This window comes from Pelodictyon luteolum, from assembly GCF_001622165.1.
Classification (GTDB): domain Bacteria; phylum Bacteroidota; class Chlorobiia; order Chlorobiales; family Chlorobiaceae; genus Chlorobium; species Chlorobium luteolum_B.
Window position 1 is genome coordinate 31,631 of sequence record NZ_LVWG01000034.1, and the last position, 24,082, is coordinate 55,712.

General features: G+C 57.5%; 29 protein-coding genes and 1 tRNA gene. 14 read left to right on the plus strand and 16 right to left on the minus strand.

Annotation, left to right across the window (positions count from 1 at the left end):
• Both A3K90_RS08300 and A3K90_RS08305 read right to left on the minus strand, forming a co-directional pair.
• On the minus strand, positions 1–540 hold the full coding sequence (locus A3K90_RS08300; RefSeq protein ID WP_303682150.1) for a DUF177 domain-containing protein: 540 nt from the start codon (positions 538–540) through the stop codon (positions 1–3).
• A 99-nt stretch (positions 541–639) separates the two neighbouring features.
• Positions 640–711, minus strand: a tRNA-Asn gene (locus A3K90_RS08305).
• A 219-nt stretch (positions 712–930) separates the two neighbouring features.
• Between A3K90_RS08305 and A3K90_RS08310 the strand changes: the two genes are divergently transcribed.
• The 5 genes from A3K90_RS08310 (at position 931) to A3K90_RS08330 (ending at position 5,868) form a co-directional block, all read left to right on the plus strand.
• Positions 931–1,392 (plus strand): META domain-containing protein, encoded by a 462-nt coding sequence (locus tag A3K90_RS08310; RefSeq protein WP_303682151.1) that lies wholly within the window; start codon positions 931–933, stop codon positions 1,390–1,392.
• 328 nt (positions 1,393–1,720) lie between these two features.
• Positions 1,721–3,400: a 2-isopropylmalate synthase gene (leuA, locus tag A3K90_RS08315; RefSeq protein ID WP_303682152.1), complete on the plus strand. Its 1,680-nt coding sequence runs from the start codon at positions 1,721–1,723 to the stop codon at positions 3,398–3,400.
• Positions 3,400–4,287, plus strand: coding sequence for a metal ABC transporter solute-binding protein, Zn/Mn family (locus A3K90_RS08320; RefSeq protein WP_303682153.1), 888 nt, complete (start codon positions 3,400–3,402; stop codon positions 4,285–4,287). Before leuA ends, A3K90_RS08320 begins: the two co-directional genes overlap by 1 nt.
• Entirely contained in the window at positions 4,284–5,042 is a 759-nt protein-coding gene (locus A3K90_RS08325; RefSeq protein ID WP_303682155.1) for a metal ABC transporter ATP-binding protein, read from the plus strand. The genes A3K90_RS08320 and A3K90_RS08325 overlap by 4 nt, the downstream gene beginning before the upstream one ends.
• Before the next feature lie 4 nt (positions 5,043–5,046).
• A complete protein-coding gene (locus A3K90_RS08330) occupies positions 5,047–5,868 on the plus strand; it encodes a metal ABC transporter permease (protein ID WP_303682156.1) in 822 nt (273 codons plus the stop codon).
• Here A3K90_RS08330 and A3K90_RS08335 read toward each other — a convergent pair.
• From A3K90_RS08335 to A3K90_RS08345, 3 genes are read right to left on the minus strand one after another with little or no spacing between them, the layout of a single operon-like run.
• On the minus strand, positions 5,843–6,298 hold the full coding sequence (locus A3K90_RS08335; protein WP_303682157.1) for a universal stress protein: 456 nt from the start codon (positions 6,296–6,298) through the stop codon (positions 5,843–5,845). The two genes, A3K90_RS08330 and A3K90_RS08335, sit on opposite strands and share 26 nt — an antisense overlap.
• The gene (mobAB, locus tag A3K90_RS08340; protein ID WP_303682158.1) at positions 6,295–7,425 is read right to left on the minus strand and encodes a bifunctional molybdenum cofactor guanylyltransferase MobA/molybdopterin-guanine dinucleotide biosynthesis adaptor protein MobB; all 1,131 of its coding nucleotides are present in this window, start codon (positions 7,423–7,425) and stop codon (positions 6,295–6,297) included. Before mobAB ends, A3K90_RS08335 begins: the two co-directional genes overlap by 4 nt.
• Positions 7,426–7,451: 26 nt before the next feature.
• Complete coding sequence (locus A3K90_RS08345; protein ID WP_303682159.1) at positions 7,452–7,622, minus strand: YqaE/Pmp3 family membrane protein; 171 nt, start codon at positions 7,620–7,622, stop codon at positions 7,452–7,454.
• 200 nt (positions 7,623–7,822) lie between these two features.
• On the opposite strand from A3K90_RS08345, the gene A3K90_RS08350 reads away from it, so the two are divergent.
• From A3K90_RS08350 to glp, 5 genes are all read left to right on the plus strand, one after another.
• Positions 7,823–8,131 carry a hypothetical protein gene (locus A3K90_RS08350; RefSeq protein WP_303682160.1) on the plus strand — a complete coding sequence of 103 codons (309 nt, stop codon included), beginning with the start codon at positions 7,823–7,825 and terminating at the stop codon, positions 8,129–8,131.
• Positions 8,132–8,285: 154 nt separating this feature from the next.
• Positions 8,286–8,801, plus strand: a complete 516-nt coding sequence (locus A3K90_RS08355) for a hypothetical protein (RefSeq protein WP_303682161.1) — start codon at positions 8,286–8,288, stop codon at positions 8,799–8,801.
• A gap of 11 nt (positions 8,802–8,812) precedes the next feature.
• Positions 8,813–9,721 (plus strand): glycerophosphodiester phosphodiesterase family protein, encoded by a 909-nt coding sequence (locus A3K90_RS08360; RefSeq protein WP_303682162.1) that lies wholly within the window; start codon positions 8,813–8,815, stop codon positions 9,719–9,721.
• On the plus strand, positions 9,702–10,637 hold the full coding sequence (gene moaCB / locus A3K90_RS08365) for a bifunctional molybdenum cofactor biosynthesis protein MoaC/MoaB (protein ID WP_303682163.1): 936 nt from the start codon (positions 9,702–9,704) through the stop codon (positions 10,635–10,637). The genes A3K90_RS08360 and moaCB overlap by 20 nt, the downstream gene beginning before the upstream one ends.
• Positions 10,637–11,866, plus strand: a complete 1,230-nt coding sequence (gene glp / locus A3K90_RS08370) for a gephyrin-like molybdotransferase Glp (protein WP_303682164.1) — start codon at positions 10,637–10,639, stop codon at positions 11,864–11,866. The genes moaCB and glp overlap by 1 nt, the downstream gene beginning before the upstream one ends.
• A gap of 6 nt (positions 11,867–11,872) precedes the next feature.
• On the opposite strand, the gene proC is transcribed toward glp, so the two are convergent.
• The 10 genes from proC to A3K90_RS10345 all read right to left on the minus strand — a co-directional run bounded on the left by proC (position 11,873) and on the right by A3K90_RS10345 (position 19,630).
• Complete coding sequence (proC, locus tag A3K90_RS08375) at positions 11,873–12,673, minus strand: pyrroline-5-carboxylate reductase (RefSeq protein ID WP_303682165.1); 801 nt, start codon at positions 12,671–12,673, stop codon at positions 11,873–11,875.
• A 23-nt stretch (positions 12,674–12,696) separates the two neighbouring features.
• Positions 12,697–12,951 (minus strand): SemiSWEET family sugar transporter, encoded by a 255-nt coding sequence (locus tag A3K90_RS08380; RefSeq protein WP_303682166.1) that lies wholly within the window; start codon positions 12,949–12,951, stop codon positions 12,697–12,699.
• A gap of 149 nt (positions 12,952–13,100) precedes the next feature.
• Positions 13,101–13,433 carry a cytochrome c5 family protein gene (locus A3K90_RS08385; protein WP_303682167.1) on the minus strand — a complete coding sequence of 111 codons (333 nt, stop codon included), beginning with the start codon at positions 13,431–13,433 and terminating at the stop codon, positions 13,101–13,103.
• Between the two features lie 185 nt (positions 13,434–13,618).
• Positions 13,619–14,014, minus strand: coding sequence for a cytochrome c5 family protein (locus tag A3K90_RS08390; protein WP_303682168.1), 396 nt, complete (start codon positions 14,012–14,014; stop codon positions 13,619–13,621).
• A gap of 93 nt (positions 14,015–14,107) precedes the next feature.
• Positions 14,108–15,550 carry a radical SAM protein gene (locus tag A3K90_RS08395; protein WP_303682169.1) on the minus strand — a complete coding sequence of 481 codons (1,443 nt, stop codon included), beginning with the start codon at positions 15,548–15,550 and terminating at the stop codon, positions 14,108–14,110.
• 38 nt (positions 15,551–15,588) lie between these two features.
• Positions 15,589–16,731: an alanine--glyoxylate aminotransferase family protein gene (locus tag A3K90_RS08400; RefSeq protein WP_303682170.1), complete on the minus strand. Its 1,143-nt coding sequence runs from the start codon at positions 16,729–16,731 to the stop codon at positions 15,589–15,591.
• 5 nt (positions 16,732–16,736) lie between these two features.
• Positions 16,737–17,846, minus strand: a complete 1,110-nt coding sequence (gene carA, locus A3K90_RS08405; RefSeq protein ID WP_303682171.1) for a glutamine-hydrolyzing carbamoyl-phosphate synthase small subunit — start codon at positions 17,844–17,846, stop codon at positions 16,737–16,739.
• Positions 17,847–17,853: 7 nt separating this feature from the next.
• Positions 17,854–18,210: a preprotein translocase subunit YajC gene (yajC, locus tag A3K90_RS08410; protein WP_303682172.1), complete on the minus strand. Its 357-nt coding sequence runs from the start codon at positions 18,208–18,210 to the stop codon at positions 17,854–17,856.
• Positions 18,211–18,311: 101 nt separating this feature from the next.
• Positions 18,312–19,358 carry a tRNA (adenosine(37)-N6)-threonylcarbamoyltransferase complex transferase subunit TsaD gene (gene tsaD, locus A3K90_RS08415; RefSeq protein WP_303682173.1) on the minus strand — a complete coding sequence of 349 codons (1,047 nt, stop codon included), beginning with the start codon at positions 19,356–19,358 and terminating at the stop codon, positions 18,312–18,314.
• 86 nt (positions 19,359–19,444) lie between these two features.
• Positions 19,445–19,630 (minus strand): hypothetical protein, encoded by a 186-nt coding sequence (locus A3K90_RS10345; RefSeq protein WP_369690417.1) that lies wholly within the window; start codon positions 19,628–19,630, stop codon positions 19,445–19,447.
• A 62-nt stretch (positions 19,631–19,692) separates the two neighbouring features.
• Between A3K90_RS10345 and A3K90_RS08425 the strand changes: the two genes are divergently transcribed.
• From A3K90_RS08425 to gatB, 4 genes are all read left to right on the plus strand, one after another.
• Positions 19,693–19,995 carry a hypothetical protein gene (locus tag A3K90_RS08425; protein ID WP_303682175.1) on the plus strand — a complete coding sequence of 101 codons (303 nt, stop codon included), beginning with the start codon at positions 19,693–19,695 and terminating at the stop codon, positions 19,993–19,995.
• Between the two features lie 168 nt (positions 19,996–20,163).
• Complete coding sequence (locus A3K90_RS08430) at positions 20,164–21,492, plus strand: Clp protease N-terminal domain-containing protein (protein WP_303682176.1); 1,329 nt, start codon at positions 20,164–20,166, stop codon at positions 21,490–21,492.
• A gap of 92 nt (positions 21,493–21,584) precedes the next feature.
• A complete protein-coding gene (locus tag A3K90_RS08435; protein WP_369690418.1) occupies positions 21,585–22,289 on the plus strand; it encodes a YSC84-related protein in 705 nt (234 codons plus the stop codon).
• Between the two features lie 39 nt (positions 22,290–22,328).
• Positions 22,329–23,756, plus strand: coding sequence for an Asp-tRNA(Asn)/Glu-tRNA(Gln) amidotransferase subunit GatB (gene gatB / locus A3K90_RS08440; protein ID WP_303682177.1), 1,428 nt, complete (start codon positions 22,329–22,331; stop codon positions 23,754–23,756).
• A 6-nt stretch (positions 23,757–23,762) separates the two neighbouring features.
• Here the strand turns inward: gatB and xseB are convergent, their stop codons facing one another.
• Positions 23,763–24,020, minus strand: a complete 258-nt coding sequence (gene xseB / locus A3K90_RS08445; protein WP_303682178.1) for an exodeoxyribonuclease VII small subunit — start codon at positions 24,018–24,020, stop codon at positions 23,763–23,765.
• Positions 24,021–24,082: the final 62 nt, after the last annotated feature.

A 24,082-nucleotide genomic window follows, 5' to 3' on the forward strand; every position in this document is an offset into this window, starting at 1 on the left:
TTAACGATACTTCTTTTTCAGTTTCTCAAGGCCGTCCTTCCAGGAACTTCTGCTCCCTTCCGATGCCTGTTCATCCTGCTCTTCCTGAGTTCCGGTGTACAGTCTGCAGTCGGGGTTGCCTGTGCATGTCACCTTCATCGGGACCGAGAGGCGTAGTGTTTCCCGGACGTCTTCGGTCAAATCAATCTCTACAGCAGTTCTGTCGAGTATCCGGTATTCGTCGCTATCCGCTTCCGGCGTTTCTTGTGCCCCACTGTCACTGCAGTCGAAAAAGAGCCTATAGGATCCGTTGAGTTCCCGGTGTATGGGCGCTAGGCAGATATCGCAGGCGAAGTCGCATCCGGCCACCGTCTCAATTAAAAGAGCTATTTCGCTGCCGGCTCTCTCTGCGGTTACCTTCACCCGGACTGGTCCGGAAAACCCCGCTTCCTTAATCTCCGGATCCTTGAAATCGCCTGCCGTACAGGTGAAATCAAAATCACGGCATCCCTGCATAAGGGCCGTCGTGCGGATAGCTATCAGCGCGTGTTCTTTATGCATTCCTACCCATCGTTTCTCAATAAAAGAACACCAATGTACAAAAATTCCGATGGAAAATGAAAAAGCAGAAGAGCCGCGGATCTTCTGCTTTTTCATTTGCTCCGCGAGTAGGACTCGAACCTACAACCCTGCGGTTAACAGCCGCATGCTCTACCATTGAGCTATCGCGGAATGCGATCTCTGCATCGAGGCAGATGGGTGGTAAATATACACCTGTTTTTATTAAATCCAAGTCCGGGAAATGTTTTTTTTGTGGTTCCGAAAACGCGTTGCCGGGGCGGAAGCTGGAGTTTGATTCGGATGGTTAAGGTGTTACCATAAAGACGGCGCCCTTCTGATACTAGGGGGGATGTTTTTCAGTTGAATCAGAGATGAATGGAGACGATTGCTATGATGAAGATGAATGTGATGATGTTCGGGGGGCGGGTGTTCATTGGAGTCCTTATGATTGCGGTGTTTGCGGGCTGTACCCGCCAGAAGGCGGCGATTGTTCCGGATGTGCGGCTTCAGGGGACGACGTGGCGGGCCATGGAGCTCAATGGGTCAAAGGTAGAGTTCCTGCAGGGCCAGAAACTGGATGTTTCACTTGTGTTATACCGAAGCGGCGCTTTCCGGGGAGCTTCTGGGTGCAGCAACCTGTCCGGGTCATATACAATGACAAAATCGCAGATGGCATTTTCTTCGATCAAGGTGGACAGGCGGCCGTGCCCGCCGATGATTACAGTCCGAGAAAAAGCTTTTCTCGCTGCTCTCTCGAAAACGGCCGGGTACCGGAAGCGGGGAGGGAGGCTCTCGCTCTTCGACCGGAGCGGCAGCAAGGTGGCTGTTTTCATGGCGGTGCAGACCCGCTGAATATTGGGGAACGGCCGTGTTCAGACCGGTGTTCTAACAAAAGAGTGTGGATTGCTGTGAGTTGAGCATTTTATTATATTTTGACGGACGCACGGCCGTAGGTTGCGCGCATGAACTTGATTGTTATAAATACGGATGACCGCCACCATACATATCTGTTTGCTTCTTCTTGCCAGGCCTCATCTGCTTCTATGCAGGGCGTGGTGTGCTGGAGGGGCGTTTTAGTCTGTTGCTGCCGGTTGTTATGGCAGGAGCGTTTTGAAGCCGCCGCCCTCCGGGGAAAGGCGGCTTTTTCTGCTTTAAAGGAAAAAGGAGGTACACAGCTGTTATGAAAACGATGAACTTCACTAAATATTCGCCTTATCCGACTGTCGGCCTTGCCGACCGAACCTGGCCGGACAGGACCATCGAGCATGCGCCGGTATGGTGCAGTGTCGACTTGCGCGATGGCAATCAGGCCCTTCCTGTTCCTATGAGCGTGGACGAGAAGATAGCCATGTTCCGTCTGTTGGTTTCAGTGGGGTTCAAGGAGATCGAGGTCGGATTCCCTTCTGCCTCGGCCACTGAGTTCGCCTTCGTCCGCCGCCTCGTCGAGGATGGCCTCATTCCTGACGACGTTACCATCCAGGTGCTTACACAGGCCCGCGAACACCTTATCCGAAAAAGCTTTGATGCAATCAGTGGCGCAAGGCATGCAATCGTCCATCTCTACAACTCCACCTCGACCCTGCAGCGCGAGGTCGTGTTCCGAAAGAACATGGAGGAGGTGAAGGCAATCGCTATCGAGGGCACCCGTCTCGTCAGGCAGCTGAAGGATGAAAGCCGAAACAGCGGCATTCGTTTCGAGTACAGTCCGGAAAGCTTCACCGGCACCGAGCTTGAGTATGCGCTTGAGGTTTGCCATGCAGTCATGGACGCGTGGGGGGCATCGAAGGATGAAAAAATCATTCTCAACCTTCCTTCCACGGTGGAGATGTCGCGCCCGAACCTTTACGCCGACCGCATCGAGTGGTTCTGCAGGAATATCAAGGACCGCGATGCGGTGCTGATCAGTGTTCATGCCCACAACGACCGCGGGACGGCGGTTGCGACGGCGGAGTTTGCCGTGATGGCCGGGGCCGACAGGGTCGAGGGTGCACTGTTCGGCAATGGTGAACGGTGCGGAAACATGGACATCGTGACCATGGGGCTGAACCTGCTGACCCAGGGGGTCAACCCCTGTCTTGACTTTTCAGATCTGCCACGGATCCGCGAGGTATACAGGCGCTGTACCCGCATGGATGTGCATCCGCGTCACCCTTATGCGGGTGAATTGGTCTATACCGCGTTTTCCGGTTCGCACCAGGATGCCATCAGCAAGGGGCTGAAGGCCCGGGGCCAGAAGGGCGACGGACTCTGGGCGGTACCCTATCTTCCGATTGACCCCGAGGATGTCGGGTGCACGTATGAGGCAATCGTGCGCATCAACAGCCAGTCAGGCAAGGGCGGGGTGGCCTATGTGCTGGAGAAGGAGTACGGCATCCAGATCCCGAAATGGATGCAGCCCGATTTTGCCGAAGCGGTCCAGGCGGTAGCCGACCGGACGGGCGAAGAGCTGTCGGCAGTAAAGATCCATGACCTGTTCCACTCGGAGTATATCCGGCTTCAGGGTGAAGTTGCATTGAAGAAATGCAACATCAGCTGGGCTGAGGGCGACGGGGGGGCATCCGGAGCTACCACCACCCTCATCAGCAGCGTGGTTTCATATGGCGGCAGGGAGCTGTCGTTCGAGGCCGAAGGTAACGGCCCGCTTGACGCGTTCGTTAAGGGTTTCATTCTGGCAGGTGGCTTCGAGTTCACAGTAGAGGAGTATGCCGAGCATGCTATCGGCCACAGTGCAGGGGCCTGTGCCATCGCCTATGTCCGAATCGGCTGCCCTGAGGGCAGGGTGTCATTCGGAGCAGGTGTGGATTCCAACATCAGCCTGGCTTCCATCCGTGCAACCCTCAGCGCACTCAACCGACTGTAATGATGAAGAGGGTGCTATGGGCTTTCCTGGCCGTCCTTCTGGCCCTCTCGTCCGGCTGCAACAGTCAGCCACGGGACGAGCGCATGCAGGTAGTGGTGTCCATCCAGCCGCTGGCATGGTTTGCCGGCCGTATTGCCGGCAGCCGGGCCGTGGTGCAGGTCATGGTGCCGCCGGGCGGAAATCCCCATACCTACGAACCGCTTCCCCGTCAGATGACCATGCTCGGGAATGCGTCGCTCTTCCTGAAGGCTGGTTCGGGCGTGGAATTCGAGCTTGACTGGATGCCTCGTTTCCTCAAGCTCAATCCCTCGCTCAGGGTGTGCGACGCTTCGGAAGGCGTGCGGCTTCTGGAAATGGGCGGTGAGGCCCAGGATGGCCGACGGGATCATAACGACAATCACCGGATGGATCCGCATTTCTGGCTCGATCCGTCCAATGGGATCATGATTGCAGATACTGTTGCCCGCTGTATGGCAGAAGGGGATCCGGAGCATGCCCGGGAATACTTGGCCAATGCGGAGGCACTCAAAACAGAGCTTCGGGAGCTCGACGCTTCAATCCGCAAAACCCTCGCTCCATTGCATGGCGGCAGTTTCCTTGTGTTTCATCCTGCCTGGGGGTATTACGCCCACGCCTACGGTCTGCGGCAGATCGCTGCTGAATCCGGGGGGAAGGAGCTTACTCCCCGCCAGATGCAGCAGGTCATCGACCAAGCACGGAATGAAGGCATCCGGGTGGTGTTCGTCTCTCCTGAGTTCAGTTCGGCCCAGGCTTCGACCATCGCTTCTGGAATCGGCGGGCTCACCCGCAGTGTCGATCCGCTTGCGCTGGATTATCCGGGGAACCTCCGCCTTGCCACAGAGGCGTTCCGGGATGCGCTCCGGTGAAGGACCCCGTTATCGCTTCTGAAGGACTCGTGGTCCGCCTTGGTGGCGTCGACGTGCTGAAGGGACTGACCCTTTCGGTTTTCGAGGGAGACTTCATCGGCATCGTTGGCCCGAACGGCGGGGGGAAGACGACCCTGCTTCGCTGCATTCTCGGACTTGTTCGTCCCTCTGCGGGAAGCATCCGGGTGTTTGGCCGATTGCCGGGCGCTTCGCCCGGAAGAATCGGTTATGTGCCGCAGCGCTTGTTTTTTGATCGCGATTTTCCGCTGGATGTTGCCGGTCTGGTGCTGATGGGCCGGCTGTCGAGGAAACACCTGCTGGAACGCTACACCAAAGCCGACCGGCTGAAGGTGGATGAAGCACTTGAGCTTACCGGGCTCAGTGCAATCCGACATCGGGCTGTCGGTGCGCTCTCGGGCGGGGAACTGCAACGGGCCCTCATAGCCCGTGCTCTTGTCGGCGATCCCGAACTGCTCCTGCTGGATGAGCCGACCGCTAGTGTCGATCCCGACATGAAGACGAGCATCTACGACCTCCTGGAGCAGCTGCTCGGCCGCATGACCATTATGCTGGTCAGCCATGACATAGGAGCCATCAGCCGACGGGTGACGCGGGTTGCCTGTCTCAACTGCACCCTCGATATGCATGAAGAGGGTTCATCCCTCCCGCGCGGTTCCCTTGACGACCTCTACCACTATCCTGTCGATGCCATCTGCCACCATAAGCCTGATCCTTCGGACCGGGCAGGAGACTGAACCCATGCTACACGATATTCTTGCTTATGAGTTCATGCAGAACGCGCTCCTTGCTGCTCTTCTTTCAAGCGTTGCATGCGGCATCATAGGGAGCTTTGTTGTGGTGAAGAAAATCGGGTTCATCAGCGGCGGTATCGCACATACTGCGTTCGGTGGAATCGGGCTTGGCTACTGGCTCGGGGTGAACCCTCTTCTCGGCATCATTCCCTTCAGTCTTGCCGCCGCGCTTGGCATCGGCCTGCTCAGCAAAAAGGCGAAGGTGCCGGAAGACACGGCCATCGGGACATTCTGGGCAGCTGGCATGGCCATCGGGGTGATCCTTATCGGGCTGACACCCGGCTATGCTCCGAACCTTTTCAGTTACCTGTTCGGAAACATCCTCACGGTGCCATCCTTTGATCTCTGGATGATTTTTCTGCTTGATGTCGTGATTGTCGGTACGGTGTTTCTCTTCCAGAAGGAGCTGCTCGCCATAGCGTTCGACGAAGAGTATGCTGCCGTTTCGGGGGTGTCTGCAACCGGATTCTATCTGCTTCTGCTCTGTCTGATTGCGTTGACGGTGGTGGTTATGATGCGGGTGGTGGGGATTGTTATGGTGATAGCTCTTTTGACGGTGCCGGCAGCCATCGCGCGAAACTTCAGCCGGAGCCTGCCTGGCATGATGGCCATCTCGACCCTACTCTCTCTTGTGTTCAGCACTCTTGGTCTCATGCTTTCTTATCTTTTCAATCTCGCATCAGGTGCCACCATCATTCTCGTTGCTGCCACCGCCTTCATGCTGGTGCAGCTGGTACGTATCTTCATGAGGTCCGGCGCGGCACGATGAGGACCGGACAGGGGGCTTTTTTTACGACCCCTTCCGAGACGCTGCCGACCAGCAGGTGGAAAAGCGACCCGTGGCCATGGGATCCGACGATGATCATGTCGGCCTTGATCCGACGCCCTTCGCCAACAATCCCATCGACTTCATCGCCCTCAACTGTTGATCCTGTGGCGCGGATACCATTCCGGCGAAGCCTTTCGGCCATGGTTTCAAGTTTTTCCTTGCCGTTGCCATCCCCGCCGTCGGGCAGTGCTGCGCCGCCGGCAGGAAGGGTTATGACCTCGGTTTCCGGATAGAGGTCGAAAGCCGGCGAGGCCGGAGGTTGGACGTGGAGCAGTACTGTTTCGGCAGAAAGTGCCTTTGCCAGCTTTGCCGTTTCCTGGAGGACTGACTCGCTCAGTTCGGAGAAATCGATGGCTGCCAGAAGTTTCATGGTCGAGTGTTCTTTATTCCTGAAAACGCCATGGTGGCACGGGAGCGTTCCCCGGGAGTGTTGATGTTCTGCATGACACCGGGTTCCGGTGCTTCCAGTTCCTCTATGGCGGTGGTCGATAGAAAGCCTGATAATGCATTGAGGCCCGCAGCATGGCGGAGGAGCAGGGGTTCACGTGATTTGGGTTCATAACAGGCCGCAAGCGGTTCGAACTTTCCCGACAGCGGATCGCGCCAGGCGGTAGCGAAGCGCAACGGGTTGCGACCGGCTGCGAGGCGCCCCAAGGTCTGGGCATCGAGAAAGGGGAGGTCGCAGGCAATGACGAGGAATGCCCTTTCAGGCAGCGCACGCTGGGCGGAGAGCAGTCCTCCGAGCGGCCCCATGTCGAGATAGCTGTCGGGGATCAGAGGAATGCCTGATGCACCGTACTCTTCAGTCTGCTCGCGACGGCAGGAAAGATAGACTTCCCGGCAGAACGGGGCGAGCAAGCTCCGGGCATGCAGTATCTGGCTTGTGCCGTGGTAGTCGATAAGAGCCTTGTCGGTACCCATCCTGGAGCTTATTCCGCCGGCGAGCACGAGGCCGGTCAGTGGTGCCGAGGCAGCGGCGCGCGCCATTAGATGTCTTTCGACGAAGGCAGCTATGGCTGCAGTGTCGTCGCGGTGGATGACCGGGACTCCGGGAAGGGAGGGCAAGCGGTACGAGGACGGGTCATCGGGGACTGCGAGCGCAGCCACCATGGATACGCTGCCCTCCTCGATGCGCTCGAGAATCCTTTTTGCCTCATCGACGAGGATGATTTTGGGGATGGGGAGTTCCTTGAGGCCTTCGATTATCAGGATGTCGCAGCTGTTGAATGCGAAGCGCTCAAAGTCTACGGGTTCCGGCGGGGCGTGCGAAATGACTGCCTTTTTGCCTGGCCCTGACACCATGACAGTTGACGCACCGGCTTTGGCTGCACGGTCGGAGTCCTTTCCTTCACGATCGATATCGAAATGGTGGCAACCGTGCTTATAGTAGCCGACGGTATGCTTGCCCGCAAGGTGACGAACCACCGTAGTGGCAAGCGTTGTCTTTCCCGAGCCGGAATAGCCGCAGAATGCAAGTTCGTAGGGGTGGAACAGCATGGCGGCCGCTTCCCTCTCAGTGCTGCTCAGGCTTTCTCTTGGCGCTGTTCCTGCGCCATCATCACGAGAGCCGCGACCACTCCAGGTACCCAGCCGAATACCGTGAGAATGCCTGTGAGCATGATAGTGCCCGCTTCCTTGTTCATGACTGCTGCGGGGGGGAGGACGAAGGCAAGGATAAGTCTTTTGGTGTCCATAAAGCGCTCCGTGATGGTTTGTTGTTCAATGAACGGTATGTGCCGGTAATATATGAAGCGGGGGCCTGCAATGCAAAATTGCCGGGGGTCGGGGCGCTTCTTGCAAATTGAGTTGAAAATGGTAAATTAGACTCCCTTCAGCATAATTCCTGGCGTCAACAGGCATGCTTTCGTTCTCGTGAACATAAATTGCAATCAACTTGGTGAATACAGTTCATCCCGACATCGTGTTGGATGATTTCGACGAGGCTATCGACGAGCCGAATTTCAACAATCCCAATACCTCGCCCGACCCTCCCAGTCCTTACGCCGACCTTGAAAAGAAGTACCGGAAAAACCGTTTCAACAAAAGCAGGAGCCGGGCATCGTCCGGAGCTCCCGGCGTGAACGGCCAGAGCCCCAGAACCGCACCGGGCGGCGCGGAGGGCAACCGGGTCCAGAAAAGAAAACCGAAAAAGAAGTCCTCCCAGAAATCCTTCCGATCCCCTTCAGGCCGCCGTAACGCCTGATCCGGAAAGCAGCTGCGCTTGTCCCTCCCCTTGTCTGGGGGTCTCTTTTCCGAGGGATCCATTCCTCCGGTATCATTTGAACTCTTCATGGAAGATGCGTAGCTTTTAGATGCAGGCGGGTCCGCGCCTGCATCCATCATAAAACGTGATCGCCATGCTGCTCATCAATCGTTTCATCCGCCTCATTGAAAACCATGCTGAAACCCTTTCGGCTAAATGGGTTGAGGCCGTCCGTACCAGCCCTCTGACCGGCGGGTATGCAAAGCTCCCGAAGCAGGAACTCCACGATATTGTCTACAGCCGTTTCCGGAAGCTCGGAGAGTGGGTGGAGAAGAAAGATGGACAGGACCGGCAGATTGCCGAACACTTTCTCGAGATCGGCGCCCTGCGTGCGGCCTCAGCTATCAAGGTGAGCGAGATGACTTACTCGCTCTTGCTGGAGCGCGACCTTATCTGGCGCTACATTCTTGATGAGGGCATTATTACTGAGGGTATCGATTTGAACCGGGCCATCGAGTTTTCTCACCGCCTGAACCACTTCTACGAGAAAGCGGTCTATTTCGCTCTGGTTGGCCACGAAAACCACGGCGCTCCGGAGCCCCAAGCCAAAGATGAAGGCTTTTTCGAGAGCATCTTCGAAGGCTTCCGCCACTGGCTCGTGGTCGAGTAGCTATTTCTGCCATGATAGCTGTTCCTGCGGGGCCGTCGGCCCCGCGCACGCTTACCGGCTCCTTTGAAATACAGGCGCATCGGGGAGCTCGATCCCTGTTTCCCGAGAACACCATTGCGGCATTCATCGGCGCGGCAGATCTCGGAATCCGGGTTGTCGAACTCGATCTCGTCGTGTCTGCTGACATGCAGCTTGTCGTTTCCCACGATCCCTGGATCACATTGCCCGGCGGCCGGCGCCTCATCCACTCCATGCATTCCGACGAGGTCGCCGGATATGACTGCGGTACTCCCGATCCCCGTTTCCCCCTGCAGCAGCAGCTCAGGGCATCACGCCCCCTGCTCTGCGACGTGTTTCGTGCAGTTGATATCCATCTTTCCGGTGTTGGTCCGGGGGAACTTATGACATACAATCTCGAGCTGAAATCGTGGCCCTCGAGGGACCGGCTGTTCCATCCTCCTCCGGCGATGTTTGCGCGCCTGGTGCTCGATGCCGCCAGCTTCGCCGGAGTGCTGGGGCGAATCCGCATCCAGTCGTTCGACTGGCGTGTGGTTCGGGAGGCATGGAAATGCATGTCGACCATCCCATACGGCATACTGGTTGAACGGGTCGGGGCAATCCGTTCCTCGTTGCGGCATCTGGGTTTCCGGCCTCAGTGGCTTAATCCCCATTACTCTCTTGCAACCCCTGCTCTTATTGGCCATCTCCATGCCTGCGGCATCAAAACGGCACCCTGGACAGTCAATGACCCCGCGGTCATGCTCCGTCTGCGGGACATCGGAGCCGACGGCATCATCACCGACCATCCCGAACGGGCGCTTCGTTTTGCAACTGAAGGAGGCAATCGCTATCTATATTCCATCTCAGCTTTGAGCGAAGACCCAACCAACCCTCAACCTTATGGCATTCACCCATCTTGATGATGACGGCAACGTCGCTATGGTCGACGTTTCCTCCAAGCCCGGAACGCTCCGCACTGCAAGGGCTGAGGGCCGCATTTGCCTGCATCCCGACACGCTGCTTCAGTTGCAGGGGCACGGTATGCCGAAGGGCAATGTGCTGACTGCTGCAAAGATCGCCGGTATTCAGGCGGCCAAACAGGCCTCCGCTCTCATTCCGCTCTGCCACCAGCTCAATCTTTCATGGGTAGACCTTTCTTTTTCGGTTGAGCCGGACGGAATCTTCATTATGGCTACAGCAAGAACGAAAGAAGCGACTGGCGTTGAAATGGAGGCCCTTACAGCTGTTTCGGTCGCGGCCCTGACCATCTACGACATGTGCAAGGCTGTCGATAAAGGTATGGAGATCGGCGGTATACGGCTGGTGTCGAAGACGGGCGGTAAGAGTGCTGCCACCGGTTACAGACCGAGGACATCCATTCTTGTGCTTTCCGATTCAATTGCTGCCGGCACCGCCCAGGATCGATCCGGCGAGATCCTTCAGAAGGGGTTTCTGGCTGCAGGGTGCCGGGTGGACGGGGTGCGGGTCATTGCCGATGAATCCGAAGAACTCGAGGCGGCAGTCGATGCACTTGTTGCTGAGGGTATGGAGCTCATCGTTACCTCCGGCGGGACGGGCCTCGGTCCGCGCGACATCACGGTCGATACCCTCATGTCGAAGTTTTCGCGTCGTCTTCCAGGTGTCGAACAGGCACTTTTCAGCTGGGGGCAGGGCAAGACCCGCACGGCCATGTTGTCGCGTCTGGCCGCAGGAGTGGTCGGTGATTCCATCGTGGTATGCATCCCGGGAAGCGCGGGTGCTGCTTCCGATGCACTTGAGGTCCTTGTGCCGGCCCTGTTCCATGCCTTTTCAATGATGCATGGGGAGGGACACTGATGCTGACAAGCGTAGATGATGCTCGGCGCATTGTGATGGAGTCCCTTCCTCTGCCACTCTTCGAGGAGTGCCTTCTCGGCGACCTTCAGGGCCGGGTTCTGGCGGCAGATGTTACCGCTCCTTTTCCTATGCCCCGGTTCACCAATTCGGCGATGGACGGGTTCGCTTTCCGTATGGCCGATGCTGCCGTCGGCTCTTCCTACACTCCGGTACGCCTTCCGGTCTCGCTCCGTATTCCGGCCGGAAGCAACTCTGCCGCTGCGCTGCCACCGGGGAGTGCCGCCGAGATCATGACCGGTGCGCCGATGCCTGATGGGTCCGATACGGTCGTGCCCTTCGAGAACACAAGCGGGTTCGGCGCCAGCGAGGTTGAAATCTACCGCCTGCCGAAAGCTGGTGCCAATGTCCGGCATCGGGGGGAGGAGGTCGCAATGGGCCAGCGGGTGCTTGAGGCTGGCTGGCGGATTTCTCCGGCAGAGATAGCCGTTCTGGCTTCTTTCGGGGTGGAGTCTGTGCCTGTATGGTGCCGCCCTTCAGTTGCTCTCGTTGTGGTTGGAGATGAGTTGCAACGGCAGGGCGGAACACTGACTGAGGCTTCCATCTATGATTCCAACAGCCACATGCTGCGAGCCGCATGTCGCTCGGCAGGTATTGATCCGGTTATCGTTCTTTATGCCGAAGATGATCCTGCGGCTGTGCGGAAGGTTCTTGCCACGGCGCTTGCAACGGCCGACGTGACAGTCACCTCCGGGGGGATTTCAACCGGTGCGTATGATTTCGTACAGGCGGAACTCGCGCAGCTCGGTATCGAAAAGAAGTTCTGGACGGTGTCGCAGAAGCCGGGCAAGCCGTTCTACTTTGGATGTTCTCCCGGCGGGAAGGCGGTGTTTGCGCTGCCGGGCAACCCGGTTTCCGCGCTGGTCTGTTTCATGGAGTACTGTGTGCCTGCGCTCATGAAGATGCAGGGTCTCACTCTGCCGGCGAAGCTGCAGGCCACTCTTGATGCGCCCTTTCCTGCCGACAGGAAACGGTACCGGTTCCTGCCGGGCGTGCTTCGTGAGGAAGGGGGGCGGCTCTTCTGCCGGACCACCGGGCTCATGGAATCGCATATGGCGACTTCGTTCGTCGGGGCGAACTGTATTATCGAGTCGCCTCCTCTCGACACGCCGGTGCCGGAAGGAGAGACAATCGCCTGTTCGCTTCTGCCCTGGGCATCGCTGCGCAGCTGAGGATGCTTACTTCCTGAGTTCTTTTGAACGGGCGTCGGCTGCAGCAACGGCATCGATGAGAATGGCGCGGATGCCTCTTTCGTCCATTACCTTCAGCCCGGCTTCGGTGGTTCCTCCCGGGGTGGTGACCTCCCGCTTCAGCTCTTCCGGGCTCCGGGTTCCCGAGAGCACCATTCTGGCTGCCCCGAGCATGGTCTGAGCCGCCAGGAGCAGTGCATCCTCTTCCGATAATCCGCAGCGGACCCCGCCCTCTGAGAGCGAAGCGAGGATATTGAACATATAGGCCGGCCCGCTGCCGGACACCGCGGTCGCCGCATCCATCTGCGATTCTTCGAGCACTGCCACCCTTCCGATGGCGCTGAACAGCCGGCTCGCCACTTCGATGTCCCCTTCAGTTGCCATTTTTCCCCTGCAGAGAGCCGTCATTCCCTCTCCGACAAATGCCGGAGTATTGGGCATGACGCGTATCACTCTTGTCTCTTCAAGGGCGTTCTTCCTGATAAACTCCGACGAAATTCCTGCAGCGACGCTTATGAGCAGGTGATCGGCCGAGAGCGACTGGCGGAGTTCGCCGAGCACCTCTTCAATCTGGTAGGGCTTTACGGCAAGGATGATGATCTTCGCCTCTTTGGCCAGAGCAGCGGGCGATGGGCACCCGGTGAGGGGATGGCTCGCAGCTATGGCTTCAACCGCGCCGGGGTCGCGGTCATAGCCGAACATGACGGCCTCTTTTTCCCTGCCGAGTCCGGCAATGATGGCGCGGGCGATCCTTCCCGTTCCGATGAATCCTATCTGGAGGGGTTCCATGGTGCGTATCGTCTAGTGGTTGCTTATCCGTACCTGAGCTTGAGCAGGAGGATGATCATGAGGAGAATGAGGGAGCAGCCGTTGGCCGCGATCATCGGCAGGTCATTTTGCGCGATGCCGTAGAGGAGCCAGAGTATGATGCCGGCATTCATTGCGAGCGCCCAGATGAGGCTGATATCCCGGGTATGGCGGGTTGAGAGGATTTTGAGTGCCTGCGGAAAAAGGGCAAGCGTGGTGATGATGCCTGCAGCGTAGCCGATGTATTCGGTTTGGTGCATAAGGAGCTCTTCCTCTGTGTCTTGGTGTTGCCCCGATGCTTTTCGGGGTGCCGCAGAAAGATACGTTCCATCAGCCATTTTACCCAAAAAAAGAGGGGGCGGGAATGACCCCGCCCCCTCGCCGGCTTCCAGAGTACCGTGCCGGAGAGTTACTTGCTCAGCTGCACCATGTAGGCGACGGCGTTGCCGACTTCCACGTTGGTGAGTTTCAGGTTGCCGCCTTTGGCGGGCATCATTCCTTTGGCGCCCTTGAAGCCTGTGATAGACTTGGCGACCATTTTGTCGAGGCCCTGACCCATGCGGGAAGCCCATGCGGCCTTATCGCCGGTTTTTGGTGCACCAGCCATGCCTGTGTTGTGGCACATGGCGCAACTTGCGTCATAGACGGCTTTGCCTGCAGCAGCATTGTAGGCGGCGTTGGCGTCAACGGTGAACGATGCGGCAATCAGCACGCAGGCTGCTGCGGTCAGGAAACGAGACATAGCGGTTTCTCCCTTAAAAATATTGGTGGTTACTGGTTTCGTCTGTGTGAGCATATGTTGATCTGCTCAATCCGGTTATTTTAGCATTTCGGAGCCATCCTTCCAAACAGTTTCGGCTCCATCTGCAAAAAAGGAGCCGCCTATCCGGCAGCTCCCTGTTTGTGCATCTTTTATGGATGGGTTTCTTACTTGACGGTGTCTGCCATCCAGGCAACGGCGTTTGCGACCTCTTCATCGGTGAGGTTCGGGTTGCCGCCTTTTGCCGGCATGCCGGCGAAGCCTTCGATAGATTTCTTGGTCATGACATCGAGGCCCTGTGCAACGCGTGCTTCCCATGCGGCTTTGTCGCCGGGCTTGGGTGCGCCCATCATTGCGGAGTCATGGCACATTGCGCAGTTGGCCGTATAGACCTCTTTGCCTGCGGCGAGCTTCGGATCAGCAGGAGCTTCTTCGACTGCCGGCGCGGCCACTTCGGCTTCAGTTTCTTCACCGGGGAACTCAAGTGTGGCCGGGGGTTTCTCAAGACCGCATCCTCCGAGGAAAAACAGGCCGAGGGTAAGAAGGGGAAGGAATTTTTTCATTGTCGTCTCCGTGTGCTGGTTGTATGTTGTGGCTGCTTTTTCGGGCTTCTCCGGCAGGCAGCGCCGTAAAATTGCAAAGGTACAGTTTATAAATTATTCACCGGATGGCAAAATGGTTTTTTGATGGAATTGACTGGCCTGTCGCTTGAGGTCATGGCGCGACAGACTGTAGAGGTGGGTGTAGAAAAGGTTGAAGACGCCGACTGCCGTTTTGGCCGATGGGGCTGCGATGGCCCGCTTCAAGGAGGCCGGCAGGGTGAATATCCTGCTTGTGAGCTCCCCATAGCTTTCAATGAATCTATCGAGCGGTATCTGTTTCGGGCGGTAGAGCATCTCCTGGCCGAAGGTGTAGCGGAAGGCTGCCGGATCGTCGGGGTCGAAGAGGAGACGGCCTTCATCCCGGAGGCGAAGGAAGAGTTTAGTGCCTGGTGTCGGACGGAGGATGTTGACGCCCGGTACATCGAGCCCGGTCTGGCTTATGAAGTCAAGTATTGCCGCCGGTGTTTCCAGCGTGTCGCCGTCGAGCCCATAGATGAAGCTGCCGTATAGGCTTATGCCGGCGCTACGGATGTTTCTGACGGACTCTACCAGTTCCTCGCTACGGCTCTGGTTCTTGTGGTGCGCCCGGCGGCTGGCGGGCTCTACACTTTCAATGCCGACGAGGAGTGCGCGGCATCCGGAGCGTGCGAATGCTTCGAGGAGCCGTGGCTGCATGCCGAGGGCCGTCGTGGCCTGGCCGAACCAGCTGATACGGAGCGGGGTGAGTTGCCTGAAAAGCTCTTCTGCGTAATCGGGGTCGGCGTTGATTGAGTCGTCGACGAAGAAGAAGATCCTGCGGTCATGCGCTCTGAATCGCGCCACCTCTTCAACAATATCCCGAACGGGGCGCTGGCGGAGCCGGTGGCCGTTGAGCACATGCACGTTGCAGAAGTCGCAGTTATGGGGGCAGCCACGGCTGGTCTGGATGAGGTTGGTCGTGAAGTATCGCCCCGTGGAGAGCTGTTCCTTCTGGACTGGCCGTGAGCAGGAGAGATCAGGGGGGGCCTCGGAGCGGTACGTTTTCTGTAGTGTGCCCCGGCGGAGATCGGTGAGGACCTCGCGCCAGAGATCATCAGCTTCTCCCTGCACAATGAGGTCGGAGTGCAGGGCCGATGCCTCCGGGAACATAGTGACGTGCGGCCCTCCGAGCGCCACGATCGTGCCCCGGCTACGAAGATGATCGGCCAGTTCGAACGCTTCCGACGCCGTGCCAGTCTGCACGCTGATGCCGATGAGGTCCCATTTCTCATGCTCGGGAAATGGTTCTGAGCGGAGGTCGCAGATAGTCTGTTCGACACCCTCCACCCGTATGGATGCGAGGATCATCAGTGAAAGCGGGGGAATGGAGAAGGGACTTTTTCTGATCAGCGTGCGTAATGGACGGGCGAGCATTCTGGTGAGAAGGCTCTGTTCACTCTCCCCATAGATGGAGCGGGCGCCATCCACGCCGCTCCGGGTGGGTATGAATACAAGCAGTACCTTTTTCAGTGTCCCCATGGGGTAATAAGACCGGGCTCCGGTGCCCCGGGGCGCCTTCAGTTGCCGAGGAAGGCCTGCTGGACAGCCGTTACTCCGGCGCCGACAGGGAAGCTGTAGCCGATCTCCTTCAGTGCGCGCTCCATGGCTCCGACGATGGTGAGCATGTCGAGTTCATCGTAGTACCCGAGGTGTGAGATCCGGAAGATCTTTCCTTTGAAGTCATCCTGGCCGGCGGCCACGGTGATGCCGTTGCTGTATTTGAGGGCCTTGTTGAACGCGTTCCACTCCACTCCTTCGGGCAGCCACACCGGAGTGACTGCAAACGATGGTGAAGTGCTGAAGAGCTCCATGCCCAGTGCCGTGCAGCCGGCCCTGCATGCCGATGCAAGGCTTTCGTGCCGTGCCCATGTGGTTTCGATTCCCTCCTGGCGTATCATCTTGAGCGCTTCGTCGAGGCCGATCACCAGCGACACTGCGGGAGTGAAGGGTGTGTCATCGCCCGAGTGTGATTTGAGCGCTTTTGCGAGGCTCAGGTAGAAGTTTTTTGCGGTGCCTTCCGTTTTGTTGATGAGGTCCTGCGCTCGCTCCGAGACGGCTATGAGGGCAAGGCCTGGCGGCATCATCAATCCTTTCTGTGATCCGGTGATGCAGATATCAATGCCCCAGTCGTCGAAATGGAACTCATGGGCGCCGATGGCGGTGATGCCGTCGACGAGCACGAGCGCATCCGACTCTTCGCGGATGACAGCGCTGAGCATCTGGATGTCTGCTGCTGTGCCGGTGGATGTTTCCGAGTGGGTGAGACAGACGCCTTTGGCATCGGGGTGCTCTCTGAGGAGCTCCTTCAGCCGACCGGGTTCAATGGCCCGGCCCCATGGCACGGTTTCCTCAATGCAGCCGCCGGTGTATAGGCGTACGAGCTCTCCCCACCTTTCGCCGAACTTGCCCGCGTTGATGGTAATGACCTTATCTCCCTCCCTGAAGAGGCTGGATACGGATGCTTCCATTCCGCCTGTTCCCGAACAGCTGAGCACTACGACCGGCTGGGTTGTCTGGAACAGGTACTTGAGGTTTTCATGGACCCTTGCGAGGATTTCCATGAACTCCGGGTTCCTGTGGTGGATGATGGGGGCGGCCATGCTGAGCATGACGTTTTCAGGCACCGGGGTTGGCCCGGGAGTGAAGAGTCTTTTTTTCATTCCGGTCAGTTTTTCGCCCTCTCCATCATGTCGGTGAACTCGTCGAAGAGGTAATGTGAGTCATGCGGCCCAGGCGCGGCTTCGGGGTGGTACTGCACCGAAAAGCAGGGGAGCTCCGAGTGCCGGATGCCCTCGACGGTCTGGTCGTAAAGGTTGAGATGGGTCATCTCGACCGATTCCGGGAGCGAGTCCATGCCTACGGCGAACCCGTGGTTCTGCGAGGTGATCTCGATGCGTTTCGAGGCCATGTTTTTCACCGGGTGATTGCTTCCGTGGTGACCGAACTTGAGTTTGTACGTGCCAGCTCCGAGCGCCAGGGCGAGAAGCTGGTGGCCGAGGCAGATGCCGAAGATCGGGAGCGGCCGGTTGGTACGGCTGTATTCAGCCAGCGTGCGGATGGTGTTGATGGCATAGTCCACGGCGGCAGGGTCGCCGGGTCCGTTCGAGAGGAAGACGCCGTCCGGATTGAGCGCTATTACCTCATCTGCCGTGGTTCCGGCCTTGAGGACGGTCACCCGGCATCCGGCGTTCTGGAGCAGACGCAGGATGTTCGTCTTGATGCCGTAGTCAAAGGCGGCTACATGGAACCGGGCTCCGGGTGTTTCAAGTGTGTAGTTCTTGTCCGTGGTGACGGTTTTTACAAGATCCAGCCCTGTCATTTCAGGGATTGCAAGGGCTTTGGCCTTCAGGCTTGCTTCGTCGGTATCGATTGTCGAGATGACACCGCGCATGGCGCCTTTTTCCCTGATCTCTCGGACCAGCTTGCGGGTGTCTATGCCTGCAAGTCCCAGCACGCCTGCCTTTTTAAGCGTGTCGTCAAGGCTGGCAGAGGCTTCGAAGTTGCTGTAGACGTTCGAGGCTTCGCGGACGATGAACGCCCTCGCCCAGATCCTGGACGATTCGTTGTCGTCGGGGGTGATTCCGTAGTTTCCGATGAGGGGATAGGTCATGACGACCATCTGGCCAGCATAGGAAGGGTCAGTGAGGATTTCCTGATAGCCGGTATGCGACGTGTTGAACACTACCTCGCCGGCGGCTTCGCCGGCGTGGCCGAATGCCGTCCCCCGGTAGACGGATCCGTTTTCCAATACCAATATTGCTGGTGTTGACTGCATGTGCCTGTTATTCTCCGGTCGTAAGTTTGTCGCCAGATTCCTGTTTCTCTATGTTTGCCACCGCCGAACGGTCGAACTTGATTTTCGTGTTCTCGGCGACCTGCACGAGGACAGTTTTTTTCTCTGTGTCAATGCCTGCCACGGTTCCGTGGATGCCGCCTATCGTGACGACCCTGTCGCCGCGCTTCAGGCTTTCAAGCACTTTTTCCCGATCCTTCTGCTTTTTCTGTTGCGGCCGGATCATGAAGAAGTAGAAGACGACGAAGATGAGGACGAGCGGAACGAGCTGGACAAGAGGGTTGGGTGCCGGGCCTCCCTGCGTGGGAGGGGCGAAGAGGAGTATGGTCTGGATGATGTCGTGCATGGGAGCGTTCTTCTGTAGTATTATGAAAAGACCGTAAGCTTCAGTAGTCGGTTGAATTGGTCTGAAATGTAATGCATTTGCCGAACTATTTCAATCACGGATTAGTTCCCCGCTGCACTGAAGGATGCAAAGGGCGCTGTATCGTAACGGCGCATGGGCTGGTGCCCCCGGGATAGCTTCAGCCCGGCAAGTGTGGCGATCATGGCCGCGTTGTCGGTTGAGTAAGTCGCGGAGGGGATGAAGAGCGCAAGGCCGTGCTTTCGGCAGGCCTCCTCCATGGCCTGTCGGAGTGCCGAATTGGCGCTTACGCCGCCGGCAACGGCGATGGTCCCGATGTTGTTGCTTCGTGCTGCCCCGACCGCTTTTTCGACGAGCACGCCGACAATCGCGTCCTGGATGGATGCCGCAATGTCTGCCCGGTGCAGTCCGATGAAGCTTTCTTCCTGGCTCCGCAGCCATGTGAGGACGGATGTTTTCAGGCCGGAAAAGCTGAAATCGAAGTTGTCGCGATAGCTTTTGCTGGTCTGCGACTGACTGGTGAGCGCCCGCGGGAAGCGATGGAAAAGGGGATCACCCTCTTTGGCCAGCCGGTCGATGGCCGGGCCTGCCGGATAGGGGAGGCCGAGCATCTTGCCGGTTTTATCAAAGGCCTCTCCTGCCGCATCATCAAGGGTGCGGCCGATTATCCGGTAGGAGAGGTCCTCCCCGATAATTGCCAGCAGCGTGTGCCCGCCCGATACCGTGAGTGAGATGAATGGTCCTTCCGGACCTCTGCCGGCAGTCTCTTCGTCGATGAACGGTGAGAACATGTGGGCTTCGACGTGGTTGATCGGCACGAACGGCACCCCGAGGGCCCAGGCCATCGACTGGGCAAACGCAAGCCCAACCATCACTGCCCCGATGAGTCCTGGTCCGGCGGTGGCGGCTATGACATCGATATCCTTTTTTGCTATATTTGCTTCAAAGAGGGCGGCTTCGGTAATCGGGACGATGAGCCGTTCATGTTCCCTTGAGGCCAGTTCGGGAACGACACCACCGAATCCTCTGTGGCAGAGTTGTGAGCTTATGGCGTTAGATCGCACCTTGCCATCGACAAGCACGGCGGCGGAGGTTTCGTCGCAGCTGGTTTCCAGGCCGAGAATTATCATCCAGTGCTAATTTTTTTTAGGTAGATATGCGGAAAGCTAACAAACAGGCCGGCAATAGCAATGGCAAACCCCGGGTGAAGATCGGTTTACTCAACGTTCTGCTCATTCTTGCGGGTGCGGATCTTATTCTGCTTCTTGCTCCGGAAGTCGGTTTTCTCAATGGCCTGTTTTACATCCCCGACATTTACACATGGCCGGCGCTGCTCTCTGGCATTGCCCTCCTGCTCTTTGGATTCCGGCACCTCTACCGGCCCCGATGATGCTGCGGCCATAAAAAAATGTTACATTTTCTTTTTTAAGGCAGACACCCAGAGATCAATAAACCGCACCAGCCATGGAACAGCAGAACAGCACAAAAAAGATCCTTGATCCTATTGAACGGGCGAAACTCGGCGTAAAGGTGTTGAGCCTGCCGTACAGCGAAGCTGAACGGGTGATTGACGAATACGTATCCGAGGGGGATTACGACAAGGCAAGCGTTGATTTCTTCAAGGATCAGGTCGAGACCCAGAGCCGGATTGTCGAGAAGGGCTCTGAACTGCTCTCGACCGGCAGCGAAATCCTGCGGGTTGTGGCCGGCGCCGTCGTCAAAAACTGGCCGAAACCTCCTGCTGATCAAGCCGCATCGCGGTTCTGAATATCTGTACCCGCATCTGCGGGAACAGTGCCCGGCATTCCAGCCGCGGATCCATTATGGCCCCGCGGCTTTTTTTTAGTCTCGTGCGACCGGTTGCAGGGATAACTTTTTTTGCGTTTACATTGTTATAAGAGGTGAGACTACATGAACCCTAAATCTTGAAGACCCATGCAGTTTGATCCGAACAGATTCACCATCAAGGCTCAGGAAGCCCTTCAGGCGGCAGCTTCATCGGCATCCAGCCGCCAGCACCAGCAGGTTGAGCCGGAGCATCTGCTTCTGGCTATGCTTGAAGACCGGCAGGGTATGGCCGTCCAGATAGCCCAGAAGCTGGAAGTATCACCTGAAACCCTTGCTGCCGCGCTTGACCGAGAACTTGAGCGGGCGCCGAAAGTCACCGGTGCGTCGGCATCAGGCCAGTACATGTCGCAGAATCTCGGAAAAGTGTTTGACGCTGCTCTCAAAGAGGCCGAGGGGCTGAAGGACGAGTATATCAGCTCGGAGCATCTTCTCATCGCGATGAGCGAAACCGGAGGGACGGCTTCACGTCTGCTAAGGGATGCCGGTATCACCCGAGACGCCATTCTTAAGGTGCTTGCCTCCATACGGGGCACCCAGCGGGTTACGAGCCAGAGCGCCGAGGAGACATATAATTCACTGAAGAAGTATTCACGGAACCTTAACGACCAGGCCCGGAAAGGCAAGCTCGATCCGGTGATCGGGCGCGATGACGAGATCCGCAGGGTACTGCAGATTCTCAGCCGCCGGACGAAGAACAATCCGGTGCTGATCGGTGAACCGGGTGTGGGTAAGACAGCCATCGTAGAGGGCATCGCCCAGCGGATTGTGGCAGGCGATGTGCCGGAAAACCTGAAAAGTAAGCAGATCGCCGCGCTCGATATCGCCCAGCTGGTTGCCGGAGCAAAGTTCCGGGGCGAGTTTGAAGACCGGCTGAAAGCCGTCGTGCGGGAAGTGCAGGCCTCTGAGGGCGAGGTCATTCTTTTCATTGACGAGATCCATCTGTTGGTGGGCGCCGGGTCGGCGGAAGGATCGATGGATGCAGCCAATATCCTGAAGCCAGCACTCGCTCGCGGTGAGCTGCGCTGCATCGGGGCCACGACACTCGACGAGTACCGTAAGCACATTGAGAAGGATGCGGCTCTCGAACGGCGGTTCCAGACCGTTGTTGTCGACCAGCCGAGCGTCGAGGACACGGTCTCAATCCTGCGCGGTCTGAAGGAGAAGTATGAGATCCACCACGGGGTGCGCATCAAGGATGCGGCCATCGTGGCGGCTGCGGAGCTCTCGAACCGATATATTTCCGACCGGTTCCTTCCGGATAAGGCGATCGATCTGATTGACGAAGCCTCATCGCGTCTCCGGCTGGAAATTGACAGCAGCCCCGAGGAGCTCGACCGGCTCAATCGCGAGATCCGGCGTCTTGAAATCGAGCGGGAGGCCCTGAAGCGTGAACTTGAGGCTGGAGGATCCCGTTAATTTGTTGTGGGGAAATCGTATATTATAGGTTGTATCGTTATTGTATGTTTGAGGCCGTTTGGTTTTATTGCAACACAAAAAAATCAACAGAGATGATGAAAATGATGAAGATTGCCCTTCTTGCCCTGTTCCTCCTCGGAACGGTTGCAGGGGCGGCGCATGCGGGTTGGGATCCTGATGAGGCAGACAAGGGTCGGGACGCTGTCGCCTTCCTGAAAAAACATGATCCTTCGCTGGAAAGATTCTTTTCCAAAGCCTATGGCTATGCGGTTTTCCCTGATGTTTACAAGGGAGGCCTGTTCCTGTTCGGCGGCGGCCACGGCCGCGGTTATGTCTACGAATACGGCCGGCTGGTGGGCCGTTCCACCATTACGCAGCTGAACGTCGGTCCGCAGTTCGGCGGGCAGTCTTTCACGGAGATCATCTTCTTCAAGGATCGCAAAGCCCTTGAGGATTTCAAGAAAGGCAATTTCGAGATCAACGCGCAGATGACTGCAGTGGCGGTGACTTCGGGTATCGCAACGAATGCGGACTACTCGGACGGCGTAGCTCTCTTTGTGCTCCCCAAGGCCGGCGTCATGGCTGATGCCACCGTGGGCGGCCAGAAATTCTCCTATGAGCCCCTGCAGCAGTCCGCTGCACCGGCGTCGGTACCTGCGCCTGCCCAGCAGGGAGTCACTCCGCTCCAGCCTTATCCCGGTGCGTCGATCTCCGCAGATGAAAAGCCTTATAATGAGTCGCGGCCCTACGATGACACCCCTCTTGAGAAGGCCGATCAGGGCGGAACACTCTATTAACAAAAGCGGGCGCTGAACGGCCCGAATGTCAAGCGTATCATGAAGTATGAATTAGTCGTGGGCCTGGAGGTTCACTGTCAGCTCAATACTGCCAGCAAGGCTTTCTGCAGTTGCTCGGCACAGTTCGGCAAGCCGGCCAACAGCAACGTCTGCCCGGTATGCCTCGCCCTTCCCGGGGCGCTGCCCGTACTTAACCGCCGTGTGGTGGAGGATGCTGTGAAGCTCGGTTTGGCGACCGGTTGTGCCATCGCTCCCCATTCAGTGCTGGCTCGCAAGAACTATTTCTATCCCGATCTTCCGAAAGGATATCAGATCTCGCAGTTCGAAGAGCCTATCTGTATCGAGGGCCACCTGATGGTCGACGCCGGTGAGGGGGAGAAGCTGATACGGCTGATCAGGATACACATCGAGGAGGATGCAGGCAAATCCATCCATGACATTGGCGACGACACCTACATTGACGTCAACCGCTGCGGGGTTCCCCTGCTGGAGATTGTCAGCTATCCCGACATCCGGACAGCCAGAGAGGCTTCAACGTATCTGCAGAAACTCCGCCAGATCGTGAAATATCTCGGCATTTCCGACGGGAACATGGAAGAAGGCAGCCTGCGATGCGATGCCAACGTCTCTCTCCGGCCGGTCGGGGATGAGGAGTACGGTACCCGCACTGAGATCAAGAACATGAACTCATTCAAGAACGTAGAGAAAGCCATTGAATACGAAGCCGAACGCCATCGCGGCATACTGGATGCGGGCGGCACCATCGTTCAGGAGACCCGGCTCTGGGACGCTGACAAGGGCGAGACCCGTTCGATGCGCGGCAAAGAGTTCGCGCACGACTACCGCTACTTCCCTGATCCGGATCTGGTGCCTGTTGTGGTGGATGATGAGATGCTTCGGCGCATACGCCTTGAGTTGCCCGAGTTGCCTGAAGCCCGTGCCGCACGTTTCGTTGATCAGTACGGCATTCCGGCTTATGACGCGGCTGTCCTGACTGTCGAGCGAGAGATAGCCGACTATTTTGAGGCGGTCGTCGGGGTTGCCGGAGACGGAAAAGTATCCTCGAACTGGGTGATGGGTGAAGTGATGCGGACCCTGAAGGAAAAGTATCTCGACATCACGGCGTTCTCTGTTGCCCCATCCAGACTCGGAGGGCTCATCAAGCTCATCGGTTCAGGCGCCATCAGCAATACGATTGCCAAGCAGGTATTCGAGCTGATGCAGCAGTCTGAGGCTTCAGCGGAGGAAATAGTTGAGAAAGAGGGACTCGCGCAGGTATCCGATACCGGCGAGATTGAGCGGGTAGTCGATGAAATCCTTGCGGCCAACCCTGGCCAGCTGGCAGGCTATCGTGAGGGCAAAGTGAAGCTTTTCGGCTTTTTCGTGGGCCAGTGCATGGCGAGGATGAAAGGCAAGGCGAACCCGAAAGTTGTCAACGAGGTCCTGCAACGTAAACTGGAGGAGTAGTCTGACTCAGGGTTCCATGTCGAACAGCCCTTTGGGCTGGCCGGCTTCGGGACGGGAAGCAGCCGCCTCGGGTTTTATCAGCTCGATTTTTGCCTTTGCTTCCTGCAACCGTTTTTTGCACTGCTCTGCAATGGCGATTCCCTCTTCATAGAGGTCAATCGAGCGTTCCAACCCGGTATCGGGGTTCTCCATGGTGCGGGTGATCTCTTCGAGGCGGTTGATGAGTGTCTCGATCGATGTTTTTTTTGATGCGGTGTCGGCCATATGGCGGCGGTGTTCAAGGTTAGGCGTTCCAACATAATAGGTAAAGAGCAAGAGTATTTCAA